A 12,660-nucleotide genomic window follows, 5' to 3' on the forward strand; every position below is an offset into this window, starting at 1 on the left:
CTTGAAACCGGTCGTAATGACGCGGGTATCAATCCAGTAAGCTATTGCGTCAATGATTGGGATAATGAAAAACAGACCCGGGCCGTTGAGGGAGCGGAACTTGCCTAACCGCAATATCACCGCCTTGTCCCACTGATCGGCGACTTTAATTGCGAGAGAAACAACGAGTGCGATAACAAAGGCAATGACTCCAATCCATGTGCTTAAAGTGCTAGCTGTGACACTATACATAGCAAATGCTAATCCTAAACCAATGCCAAAAATTATAATGAAGACCAATACTGCAAAAGAGCTGCTCTTTCTCATTTTGATTTCCTCCATGATTTTAGAAAACTGAATTTGATGACCATTATTTATTTTTCACAAACTTGCCTGTCAATTAACAATTCTCCATTCAAAATTTATTCACCGTTGCCACAGGATTCGTGCGTCTTCAAGCGGGACCGCAACACCATCGCGGTGTGGTATCACTCGCGCCGTATAATCTGATGGCGGGCGTGCCGCAGACACAGACGCGCTATAAACGTAGCCGCCCGACGAGCCAGCTAATTCGCGAACGCGCTTCATCTCCTGGTGCACCGGATCTCCACCGTTAACGCCATTGGCATAAAGCTCTATACACACATCCCTAGGATCGAGGTCATTGAGATAGACTTGAACATCGAAGACGTGCTGGTCGCCGTGAGTTTCGACTTTCACTTCGCCGAAGTGTACCATGTCCCATTTCTGTTCCAAGCTGTGCTTCCAATCGACCATTTGCTTCCCGTATGCACCTTTATCGGCAGCGCGCTCACGGTAGGCGGTGGCAGCCGGGAGGTAATGTTCGTCGGTGTATTCACGCACCGTGCGGTTAGCAGAGAATTGTGGCGTCAATCGCGCCATGCTTTCCCGCATTCGTTTGACCCATGCAGTGGGAATCCCCTTCGCGTCACGTGTATAAAACTCTGGGATAACCTCCCGCTCGAGCAGGTCATAGAGTGCGTTGGCTTCAACAGCGTCCCAGGCGGGATCATCGCCATGCTCGCGACCGTCTCCCAATGCCCATCCCACTTCAGGGGTGTAGGCTTCCGCCCACCAGCCGTCCAATTCTGAGAGATTGATGCCTCCATTGACGAGCACCTTCATGCCGCTCGTTCCGCTCGCCTCCCATGGTCGCCGTGGCGTGTTGATCCAGACGTCCACACCCTGCACTAGGTGTTCCGTTAACAGCATGTCGTAGTCGCTCAGGAAGATGACGTGTGGCCGGGTCTCCGGCTGACGGATGAAATTTATCCATTCCTGAATCAGTGCCTGACCAGCCTGATCTGCCGGATGAGCCTTGCCGGCAAGGATGAGTTGCACTGGGCACTGGGAATTGGTCAATAGACGAAGCAAGCGTTCCCGGTCGTGCAGCAGCAGGTTCGGTCTCTTGTAGGTCGCGAAGCGGCGCGCAAAGCCGAGCGTCAGCACGTTGGGATCAAACAGATTCTTCGCCTCATCAACCGCCTTGGGTGACGCACCGGAGGCAGTCAGTTGCCGGGACAATCGTTCCCGTGCGTATTCAACGAGAGATTTGCTGGCGGCAGTGCGAAATTTCCAGAGCCTGTCATCAGAGACGCGGCGAATATCGTGCTCCATGGTTTCCATTGTTCCCAGCCAGCGGTCTTTTCCACAAGCTTCCGTCCAAAGTTCGTCCGCAGCGGCGGAGTCCCAAGTCGGCATGTGGACTCCGTTGGTCACATGTCCAACAGGCACTTCATCAGCTGGCCAATGCGGAAAAAGAGGCTCAAAGAGTTGCCGGCTGACTTTTCCATGCAGGCGACTTACACCATTGGCCGCTCCGCTGCCGCGGATTGCCAGATAAGCCATGTTGAAACTCTCGGAGGAATCGCTTGGGTGCTGGCGGCCGAGTGCCAGCAAATCGCGGATTGTGATACCGAGTTTCTGGTCGGCATATCCACCGACGTATTGCTCGATAAGAGCCGGGGCGAAACGATCAAAGCCGGCGGCCACTGCCGTGTGGGTGGTGAAGAGGTTTCCCGCTCGAGTGACGGCCAACGCGACTTCGAAAGGCTGGCCGGTCTCTTCCATGAAACTTCTGGCCCGCTCCAGGATAGCGAAAGCAGCATGCCCTTCATTTAAATGACAGACTTCCGGTTGGATGCCAAGCGCACCAAGCAGTCGCCATCCTCCGATCCCGAGCAGAATTTCTTGCTTGAGACGGAGCTCCGGTCCACCACCATAGAGCTCGCTGGTAATGCCACGATGCGCGGGATAATTCGCTGCATCATTGCTATCCAGCAAGTAGAGCTTTGCTCTGCCGACCTGAACCTGCCATGCTCGAAGCCAAACCGAGTAGCCAGGTAAAGCGATTTCCAACCGCAACCACTCGCCATTCGGTTGACGCAAAGGCGTGATCGGCAACTGTCCGGGGTCGTTATAAGGATAAATTGCCTCTTGTGCCCCGTCCTTGTCGATCACCTGACGGAAATATCCTTGCTGGTACAGCAGTCCTATGCCGACCACCGGCAAGCCCAGATCGCTGGCGGCCTTGAGCTGATCGCCAGCAACATTACCAAGTCCTCCGGAATAGATCGGCAGCGCTTCGCTCAACATGAATTCCATGCTGAAATAAGCGGCGCAGGTCAGGGAACCCTGCGAATGATTCTGCTGAAACCACGCGGGTGCCTCCAGCACCCGCCGTCTGGTCTGTACCAGGCCGTCAACGTTTTTGCGGAAAACGGGATCGGCTAACACATGCTGGAGTTTGTCCCGCGAGACCGTCTGCAGAACAACCCAGGGGTTATGTGTGATTTCCCATAGTTCTGGATCAAGCTGCCGCCACACTTCGTCGGTAGCATGATTCCACGACCAGCGCATATTCAATGCCAGCTCGGCAAGGGAATTAAAACCATCGATATCGGCGGGCAAAAACTCCCTGACCGGCCTGTCGGTGCGTGAATGAGTGTTCATGATTTTGCCTTCATTTTCTTGAGGATTGCATCTGCTGCTAATGGGGTCGATACCCGAACCGTTTTGGATTCTAATGCCTTTGTTAGTGTTGCAAGCAAATCGTTGAATCCATCCTCTCTCTGATTCCGCAGAACATGGTGCGCTCCATGGCGCATCAAGACAGAATCCGGCCCACCCTCGATCAACGCTCGTAATAATTGCGGCCAGGCGACCTTTTTGAATTTTTTCAATGCTTCGGCAGCCAACCATGCCACGTCCGGGTCGCTGTCTTCGAGTGCTTTTACCAAGGATGGTATTGCTCTCGCATCGCCGATCGCACCGAGTGTCTTGGCTGCTTCCCAGCGAAGGTGATCCAACCTGGAATTCTGCAATGCCCGGGTGAGGGAAGGTACGGCGGGTTTACCCAGAGCCACCAACGATTCCCTTGCTTTCCGGCGAGTCACACCTTTCTTGCTTGCCAGCATATTCATCAGCGATTCTAATTTTGTGCCGGTCCATTCTTGTTTGCTCATCGTTTTTCCTCCGAAGAAAATGGCGCGTCGGATCCCATTCTAAGAGCATCGTTCACAAGACTCTGAGCTTCCTCCAAGATGCGGTGCAGATGATCTGCTCCCTGGAAGCTCTCCGCATAAATCTTGTAGATATTCTCGGTCCCTGACGGACGCGCCGCGAACCATCCGCTTTCGGTCATCACTTTCAACCCACCGATGGGGGCTCCGTTTCCCGGGGCGTGGGTGAGGACGGTCTGGATTTTTTCGCCCGCCAGCTCGGCGAGCTTGACCTGCTGGGGTGAGAGTTTCGCCAACAGTTCCTTTTGATCCGGAGTGGCCGGTGCGTCAACGCGGTCGTATGCAGGCTCACCGAACTCGCGCGTGAGTTCGTGGTAGATTTCACCGGGATCGCGGCCCATCCGGGCTGTGATCTCTGCCGCCAGTAAAGCCGGGACAATACCATCTTTGTCTGTCGTCCAAACGCTGCCGTTCAGACGGGCAAAGGAAGCCCCTGCGCTCTCTTCGCCACCGAAGCCAAGCGAGCCGTCGAGCAATCCATCTACGAACCACTTGAAGCCGACCGGCACCTCGTAGAGCTTCCGGCCAAGCTTCGCGGTGACGCGATCAATCATCTGGCTGCTCACCACCGTTTTGCCCACCGCTGATTCCTTGCTCCACTTCGGCCGGTGTTGGAAGAGGTAGAAGATGGCGGCGGAAAGGTAATGGTTGGGCGGCAGTAATCCCGTACTCTTGGTAACAATCCCGTGCCGGTCGTGGTCAGTGTCGCAGGCAAAAGCGATAGCGAAGCGGTCCTTCAGGCCGATTAACCTCTGCATTGCATAGGGCGAGGATGGGTCCATGCGGATCTGGCCGTCCCAATCCACAGTCATGAAACGGAAGGTTGGATCGACTGCCTCGTTGACAACTGTCAGGTTCAACCCATATCGCTCTGCAATCGGCCCCCAGTAGTGGACGCCCGCACCGCCGAGCGGATCCACCCCCATACTAATCTTAGCGCTACGAATGATGTTCATGTCGATCACATTACCGAGATCACTCACATAGGCATCGAGGTAATTATGCCGGTGCGTCGTGCCAGCGCGAAGGGCCTTCTCGAAAGGAATTCTTTTTACATGCAGAAGGTCTCTCTCAAGAAATTCATTCGACTTCGCTTCGATCCAATCGGTGACGCCGGATTCCGCCGGCCCGCCGTTTGGTGGATTATATTTAAACCCTCCGTCGTGAGGCGGATTATGCGAAGGCGTGATCACTATGCCGTCGGCGAGTCCTGTCTTGCGCCCGCGGTTGTACGTTAGAATCGCGTGAGAAATTACCGGCGTCGGCGTATATTCATCTTTCTCCGCAATCATGACCTCTACATGATTTGCCGCCAGCACTTCAAGAGCACTGGCAAGAGCAGGCTCAGACAACGCATGTGTATCAATGCCGAGAAACAGAGGGCCATCAATTTTCTGCCGATTGCGGTAGAGGCAAATGGCCTGACTGATGGCGAGAATATGCCATTCGTTGAATAATTTGTCGAAGGATGAGCCACGATGCCCTGATGTGCCGAACGCAACCCGTTGCGCCGGCACCGACGGATCAGGCACCTCGGTATAATATGCCGTGACGAGTTTGGACACGTTAACCAGCATTGCTGGTTCGGCTGGCTTTCCTGCATAAGGACTTACTTTCATATCACTTTTCTCAAGTATCTTTGCGATACATTTTCATTTGTGGCTGCATCAATCCCCGCGTCCTGTGATTGGAACTGGTTTCAAAAGTACCTGCGGGGCATTGGGTGCATTCGCTCCTGTCGCCAACGCTTGCCCGCTGCAAGCGCGACCATCTCGGGCCGCAATTCTGGATTTCAACCTAAACACCTATGCCGGGGCAGCTGCGAAATCCAGATTTTCGTTTCTGGGCCGAGTGCTGAAACCGGTTTCAGCGAATCCTGGGATACAAGGTGTAGTGGGGATACCAGGCGTAGTGGCTGATGGCAAGAAGCAACAAGCAAATAATCACTACCCAAAAGATGACGTCAATAACCGCTCTGCTTTCCGATTGAGCTTTATCCTTCGCATCCTCTTCTTGCGCCGTCATGCGCCTGCGGGGAGCCCGCGGGCTTGCCGCCGTGAGCAACAGCGCAGCCAAGATTCCCATACAAACAATGGGTAACCAGCTCATTCCCCCCCACATGGGTCCAAAGGGAACGAGCCATACGCCGCCAGCCCATGCGAAAAGGGATACCACCAGAAAAAACCACAGCAAGCTCCCCCAAGGACCCCTTGTGCCAAAAGCAAGGGAAACTATCCAAACAATAAATAACCCAACGGCCAGAGCAACAATTAGATCAACGATAAACATGAGATTCTCCTTTTTATGTTAGTGATTTGCCTTCCAGTTGACACGAGCCATACGGTGCCGACTCAGCGAAAAGGACGGACTTTTTTTAGTCAGTATTTTTCCTGTGTCTTCTACATGATTGACCGCCAGTACTCCAATAGCACCGGCAAAAGCCTGCACGGAGAGCATATATGTGTCAGCAGAAGATGTAATCAGTTTGGGCACGTTCACCGGCATCGCTGGGTTTGGCACGCTTTCCTGCATAAGTGCTTGCTTCCATCGTTCTCTCTTTAATTACTCTGCTGACTTTTTTGTTAAGGTTGCTATCAGCTTGTCGAATGGCGCGTCGAATTTCTTGACGCCTTCGTCTTCAAGCTGTTGCGTCACCTTGTCGATGCTGATCCCGAGTTCCGGCAATTGTGCCATTATCCAGTCGGCTCCTTTGACATCCTGGCTGAGGCGGAATTTCGGATCGCCGTGGTCGCGGTAGGCGTCGATGGTTTCAAGCGGAATCGTATTTACGGTGTCCGGGCCGATTAGCTCTTCAATGTATTTTATATCGCTGTAGGCAGGGTTCTTGGTGCTTGTGCTGGCCCAGAGCAGCCGCTGTACTCGAGCGCCCTTATCAGCCAGTTTCTTAAATCTATTACTGCCGAAAATCTCCTTGTAGATTTGATATGCCGCCTTAGCACTCGAGATGGCCACTTGTCCATGTACCTTCTTCGCAATCTCCGTCTTCTTGCCGCCTGGCTCAAGGAATTTCTCTACCAGCGGATCCACCAAAGTATCGATGCGACTTAAAAAAAAGCTGGCCACAGAAGCTATGCATTTGACTGGCTTCCCTAGAGCTACGCGCGCTTCGAGACCTGCAATGTAGGCTTCCACAACCTGCCGATAACGAGGCAACCCAAAGAGCAGCGTCACGTTCACGTTGATTCCTTCGCTGATGAGTTGCTGAATAGCATCCAGACCATCATACGTCGCCGGGACTTTGATTAAAACGTTTAGTCGGTTCAGTGCAGCCCACAATCGATGGGCTTCCTCAATTGTACCTTTGGTGTCATGCGCCAGATGGGGATTAACCTCCAGGCTGACATATCCATCCTTGCCGTCGGTCTTATCATACACAGACCTGAACTCGTCAGCAGCATTTTGTACATCGTGCTGACTTAGAGCTTCGTAGATTGCTTTAACATCTTCTTTCTTGAGGGCCATGGCAGAAATGTCCTTGTCGTAAATATTGCTTTCCGCTATCGCCTTCTCGAAGATGGATCGATTCGAGGTCATCCCCCGCAGTCCATCATCCGTGATCAAACGCCGAAGTTTGCCGCTGGTGATCAGATCACGTCGGATATAGTCGAGCCAAATTGACTGGCCGAGAGTTCCCAATTCTTTCAAAGGATTGTCGTTCATTATTCTGTTTCCCTGTTTTCAGTTCCGTTTCGTAGGACATTTTCGCAAAGGGCAAAGGAACAGTCGGAGTTCCTTTTACCGCACAGAAGTGTTGAATATCCGATTGAATCCGAGCCGCATCGCCCCAATCATTCCAGTATACTCCTTCTATTCTTACGGTATGAAGTCCAACAGGATTCCTTTCGAGAATAGAATATGAAAAATTCATCGGAGATAACCTTGAATACACTTCTTCAACAATGTGTGCTTCGAGAGATGAACCGAGGACGTCCCGTATTCCCCAGAATGCCTGATACACCGTTGGAGTGAACGTTTCGAATAATGCCAGAAGAGTCTTTGCCTTACTGACAATGACCATCGTGTTCCATAGGCTACCTTTGTGGTAGAGTTGGGATGCAGTGAACGGATCCGGTTTTTCCACAAACCGTGAAATATGGTACACTCGTTTCGCGTCGTTGTCGGCGATTTGTTCACCTGTGACAATCCAGCCATAGTCACCTTCAGGATGTCGAGGATTAACGCCTAAGAGCATCATAGACTGAGGATTGCTGTTGACAAATTCGGAGGAGAATTCAATATATTCCATAAAACTTTGTTCGTTCAACACGAAATGATCCGAAGGGAACAAACACACTGTGGCTTCAGGGTCGCGCTGCCACACGTGGAGAAGCGAATACAGTATTGCGGGACCAGTTTCGCGATTGAACGGCTGGACGATTACAGTTCCTGATGGACGGTCGGCGAGTTGATACTGGGCGTAACGAAAATGCTCCTTGCCCACGGTAGTCAAGAGCCGCTCAGGTTTGATGAGGATTTCTGCACGGTCAATCGTATGCCTGAGCATTGAGCGTGTACCTGTAAAGGTGCAATATTGTTTTGGAGCGTCGGTGCTATAACTTGAGTGGACGAATGACTGAACGCGTTTGCCCTCACCACCCGCGAGAATAATCCCCCATATCTGCTGATTATGCTTGGACATGACGTCTCCTTATTTTCCGATGTGCTGCTGCACTTGTCCTTCTCAGCATCGGTTCAGCTTTGGTAACATTCGTTGCCAGTTCTGGTCTGTGCTGTCCGCGCCTGTCATGAATTGCTCAACTTTCATACCTGCGCGCGAATATCCGATCCGCTTTCAAGAGGCAGCGGCGATATCGCTCAACTGTTTTCAGAGCGCATGCACCATGGCGCCAAACCTGTGCCGCAGAAGACGACAGGCGCTCGCTTTCAGGAGTCCAGCCCGGATTTCCGGACCTGGTTTTGAATGTTATGGTAAAAGGATAATCATGATTGTGTTAGCAGAAAATACTTCGGAGGAATGAAAAGGGGACTAATTCTTTTGAAGGGGAGAGGGACGACAGAATTTCTAGGTAGCAAGGAATTCGTCCAGCGCCTTTTTAGTCCGGCTCTTTGAGCAGAATGAAGTCAAACTCTGATGCAAGCTGGATGTGTTGCAGTCCCACCACCCTGTTTTACATGCTTCTGCGCGTAAATGCCACCGGACTCCTAAGAGAGGCTGTTCCAAAATGCCGTGTCAAGTATCAAGTCTCGTACGCCGTATACATCAGAACCATGGCTGACCACCGGGTCGCAAGATTTCCGGATATTGGTCAAGAGGAGCGGTCTCGCGGCGAGACGCACTTCGGTACGCAGGCACATCGTGAGGTAAGTGGTGCCCCGCCTCCGTGAATTAAACGGAGGCGGGGATGAATCATGCTTTCAGAATCGTTACCCCTTCCAATTCTCTGAGGGCGTCCACAGTTTTCTTGGAGGCTCCTTAGACAGAATCGCGTCGAGAACAGGACTTAGAAACTTTTCAATGTCGGCAACAGCGCTGCAAAAGTCCGCGGGAGCGTTAGTCAGTTTACTCTTTGTAATGAATGCTTTCCACTGGGTTTGCTTATTCTTATCGTTGCAGAAATTGGCATCAAATATCGGAGGCCGAGCAATAATATCCGTCTTTCTGTTCTTGAAAGTCTTTTGGATAGCGTTCACTAGATCTTCACCTTTGAAATCTAACATGCGGGTCATGAGCCAAACATCGTAAAAGTCTTTCATTCTGCTGTTGAGGATACCGAGCTTAAACATAGCCTGAAATTTTTCAGCGATTGCGGTTCTCTTGGTGTAGCCATTGACCTTTGGGGCCGGGAAATCAAGAATTGTAGGGTATGATATTCTGAAAGGACTAGGACTGACAATGTCTCCGAAGCCTATATCAATCTGAAGACTGACTCGTGCATTTCCGAGTGCACCTTGAAGTGTCACCCTTACTCCTTCGTAGTCTGCATCCTCCGCGATTGGCTCTCCAACGACACTGTCTTCATCGAAGGTCATTCCATCGGGCTCAACTTTCACCTTACAAGCATCCTTCATGATCTTTTCCATACCACGGATGTTGTTGCTGGTCTTTCCCAGAAGGTCTATGTCTTTAGTAGGACGCGAGGCTGGTGACCCCCAGACGGAAAACATCAATGCCCCTTTGAGGATGAACTTGCTGGCGTGACTCGTCTTCGACAAACGGTAAATGAACCGCTCCATCGGGAAGTACTGCAGGAGCTCATTGAATGGGCGCGAAGACTCGGTGGTTTGTTCAGGAGCCGTTGATGAACTGAAGCTGGAAGGTTGATAACTTCGCGAGCCATCTAGAAGATTGCCTCAAGATATGGCCGCATAACAGCCTTTACCCGACAAATGGCTGCGAACTTCATTAGTTCGCTTGACTTTATTTTTCCTCGTTGGCGGTACAGACGGAGGGCCTCGACTGCAGTACCGATGCCGATTTTATTACGGAACTTAAAACAATCAGCCAGAGTTTTTTCCGTCGAATAAATTCGGACCTGCACGCCATCTATGCTGTGGGTTTCGATCCCTTCTGTGAACGACTTGCCCCTGAAGCGGTATGCTCTGAACGGCGGATGTTCGAGGCGTGGCTGTTCAGCACCGGAAGGGAGCGCTATGTCAACCTCGTGTGGAATGTGAGTTGTCAGATCGTGGAACGAGAGTGCAGAGAGAAGGCATATCACACCATTGGGGATTCTGGTAGCAACTTTCACGAGGTCCGGGTTGCTGAGCTGTGGACGTCCTGCAATTTTGTAAACCCCTCGGCTGAGCTTTTCAATCTTTCCATCTTTGTGCAGAGAATACAGAGTTGCTGGATGTATTCCAGCTCGAAGAGCATCTGTTGTCCTAAGGATTCCACCGTTCCTTTGAAAGACGGCGATCCCTCTTTCCATGCGCGACATAGTTTTTCTTTTGGCAAGAGGCATGATAGAATTACCTATACTTATTGGTTTCGATAGGTAATATTGTCAATGGTTAAGAAAGAATCAAGCATATTTCCAACGGTACTCTTTCTCTATCTAAGTTGGAGTTGTTGCTTCCATTTGTGTGAAGCACCTTAGCACGACTGTCACGCAGGAGGTCGCGGCTTCAAGCCTCGTCGACCCTGTACCATTGACCTGCCCCCGATTGATGTACCAATCTGAAGTTAGAAATCTGATCAGGCATTGGCAATAAGACCCAGACAAAGATTCCTAAACGCTAGATTTTATAGCCTCCAAATTAGGAACAGGCTGGTTAATGGGTAGCGGGTTTGAGCAGAATAGAAAGGAGGTTGGTGGACAACCGTGTTTGCACTCAATCTACCGGGACGAACCAACAGCAGTTGCTGGACTTGACCCCTTTGCTCCTCGGTCCGTGCAGTTCTACCAACTTTTTAGTCCTCAAATTCCCCATAATCTGCAGGAAAATTCAGAGAGGAGAGAATGTTTTCTATCTCGATTCAGCGAAACTGGCTCAATACTTCAATCTTCAGAACGTCGGTATTGAAAGTCTGTCAACCGCCTTTTGCGACAATAGGATTCCTCTTGATGCAAAGGAACCATCTGTTATGAAAACAGATCCAGTGAAGAGAGCTCAGGCGTACAAATCTCTAATCACAAGCGGAATTGTGAAGAACCAGTCCGAGCTTGCACGCAATCTCGGCACAACTCGGGCATGGGTGAGTAAGGCCTTGAAGACCTTGAACGATACAAAGAACAGAAACTGACCTACGCTCATGCTGTGTACCACTATAACTTAGTGACACGACACTCCGTCAACCTTTACCTTGGGTTTTGCGGGGGTGGGTCAATCGCAGAAATGCGAGGAAGAAATAAATAGGGGCCAGACTCCTCGATCGGAATGATGACTCAAACTTCTTAAAGATCGGAATTCCAATTGTTGACCGGGAAATAACCCTTGGAAAGGTATTCCTTGGTCAAGACTGCTAGCTCAAGACAGGAACACTAATTGGGGGCAAGGTCAGTCAGAAGTATGTCTCGAGTTTCAGGTAATAGTCTCTTGGGTAGTACCAGTATTCCGCAAGCTGGCTTCCATATGTGTAAAGCATTCCGACCGCCACCGATGAATTGTCGCTTGTGGAATAACTGAGAGTCCCTGCGACGTATCCGCTGCCGTCGTTGAAGTTTGAATTGGATGAGAGCGTGACTGTAAGAAGGGGTGTAAGCTGGTACGATCCGCTTATTACGAAATAATCCTTCGCAAGATTGAGAATCGCCCCGCTAAAAAGTCCAGACAGATCGTACTGACTCTTATCGAGCGAACCCTGTCCGTTATGGTAATACTCGATCAAGCCGTACAATTTGTCTGTGAATTGATAATCCGAGCCGAGTATCCACTTCACGTAGTATGAGCCGTTCCCGAACTCGTCATTTGAAGTAAGCAATTCGCCGCGGACACCGGCGCCGCCTACATCTCCTGCGAAGTCGCCTCCGAAATCGAGCCGCTTATCGACATAACCCGTCATTATCGAGAAGTCATATCCTACCACATTGGTCCTGAACCTTGCCGCATAATCGGAATACTTAAAATGATACTCCGCGTTATAGACCAGCTGGATATCCGTGAGCTGACCGAGATAAAACTTCATTGAAGCCGCATCTGCTCCGTCCTTCTCTATTTTGCCGAAATTTGCCGGATTGATCGGATTAAAAACATCTGTGGGATTCCACACGCGGCCGGTTCCCCAGCTGATTCGCTGCCGTCCTACAACGAATGACCCGAATGAAAAATCCTGATCGAAATAAAGCCGGTCTATATAGTCAGAGATCGTGAAATGATTCTTGTCAACGGGCTGCCAGCGAAGGCTAGTTACCTGTCGCTGGGGTGTCGTTGCGGTCAGTCCGTATGCGGTACTTTCAGAAAAATATAGGCCGTCGATTTCGTATTCCATGCCGATCTTGGATTCCTCGCCGAGGTGAATCGTCGGTCTCAGTCGCAAACGCGCTAGGTTGTCAAACTCTGAATTGGAAGTTCCGGCCAACTGCGCGAATGCGGGTTGCAAGAGTTCGTAAACCGGGAGATCGACAACATAACCCGAGAAATCGAATGTCGCGGGAGGGACGAACGAATTCTGAGCTAGCGATGGAGCTGCAGAAGAAATCAAGATGAGCGACGAACA

At 51.0% G+C, this 12,660-nt stretch carries 11 protein-coding genes; 1 reads left to right on the plus strand and 10 read right to left on the minus strand.

Annotated features, from left to right (window positions below; genetic code table 11):
- From VIS48_00410 to VIS48_00450, 9 genes are all read right to left on the minus strand, one after another.
- The coding region (locus VIS48_00410) for a slipin family protein (protein ID HEY9164602.1) at nt 1-306 on the minus strand (306 nt) is incomplete at its 3' end.
- Between the two features lie 99 nt (nt 307-405).
- A complete protein-coding gene (gene glgP / locus VIS48_00415; GenBank protein HEY9164603.1) occupies nt 406-2,952 on the minus strand; it encodes an alpha-glucan family phosphorylase in 2,547 nt (848 codons plus the stop codon).
- On the minus strand, nt 2,949-3,464 hold the full coding sequence (locus VIS48_00420) for a HEAT repeat domain-containing protein (protein ID HEY9164604.1): 516 nt from the start codon (nt 3,462-3,464) through the stop codon (nt 2,949-2,951). The genes glgP and VIS48_00420 overlap by 4 nt, the downstream gene beginning before the upstream one ends.
- Nucleotides 3,461-5,140 (minus strand): phosphoglucomutase (alpha-D-glucose-1,6-bisphosphate-dependent), encoded by a 1,680-nt coding sequence (gene pgm / locus VIS48_00425; protein HEY9164605.1) that lies wholly within the window; start codon nt 5,138-5,140, stop codon nt 3,461-3,463. The genes VIS48_00420 and pgm overlap by 4 nt, the downstream gene beginning before the upstream one ends.
- A gap of 247 nt (nt 5,141-5,387) precedes the next feature.
- Nucleotides 5,388-5,810, minus strand: coding sequence for a hypothetical protein (locus VIS48_00430; protein ID HEY9164606.1), 423 nt, complete (start codon nt 5,808-5,810; stop codon nt 5,388-5,390).
- A 273-nt stretch (nt 5,811-6,083) separates the two neighbouring features.
- A complete protein-coding gene (tal, locus tag VIS48_00435) occupies nt 6,084-7,202 on the minus strand; it encodes a transaldolase (GenBank protein ID HEY9164607.1) in 1,119 nt (372 codons plus the stop codon).
- Nucleotides 7,132-8,181, minus strand: a complete 1,050-nt coding sequence (locus tag VIS48_00440) for a sugar phosphate nucleotidyltransferase (GenBank protein ID HEY9164608.1) — start codon at nt 8,179-8,181, stop codon at nt 7,132-7,134. The genes tal and VIS48_00440 overlap by 71 nt, the downstream gene beginning before the upstream one ends.
- A gap of 746 nt (nt 8,182-8,927) precedes the next feature.
- Nucleotides 8,928-9,737 (minus strand): nucleotidyl transferase AbiEii/AbiGii toxin family protein, encoded by an 810-nt coding sequence (locus tag VIS48_00445; protein HEY9164609.1) that lies wholly within the window; start codon nt 9,735-9,737, stop codon nt 8,928-8,930.
- 104 nt (nt 9,738-9,841) lie between these two features.
- The gene (locus tag VIS48_00450) at nt 9,842-10,441 is read right to left on the minus strand and encodes a type IV toxin-antitoxin system AbiEi family antitoxin domain-containing protein (protein ID HEY9164610.1); all 600 of its coding nucleotides are present in this window, start codon (nt 10,439-10,441) and stop codon (nt 9,842-9,844) included.
- Nucleotides 10,442-11,088: 647 nt separating this feature from the next.
- Here VIS48_00450 and VIS48_00455 point away from each other — a divergent pair.
- Nucleotides 11,089-11,247: a hypothetical protein gene (locus tag VIS48_00455; GenBank protein ID HEY9164611.1), complete on the plus strand. Its 159-nt coding sequence runs from the start codon at nt 11,089-11,091 to the stop codon at nt 11,245-11,247.
- A 258-nt stretch (nt 11,248-11,505) separates the two neighbouring features.
- Here VIS48_00455 and VIS48_00460 read toward each other — a convergent pair whose 3' ends face one another.
- The gene (locus VIS48_00460) at nt 11,506-12,645 is read right to left on the minus strand and encodes a hypothetical protein (protein HEY9164612.1); all 1,140 of its coding nucleotides are present in this window, start codon (nt 12,643-12,645) and stop codon (nt 11,506-11,508) included.
- Between the last annotated feature and the right edge of the window lie 15 nt (nt 12,646-12,660).

The sequence above is a fragment of the Candidatus Kryptoniota bacterium genome, assembly GCA_036567965.1.
Classification (GTDB): domain Bacteria; phylum Bacteroidota; class Ignavibacteria; order Kryptoniales; family JAKASW01; genus JAKASW01.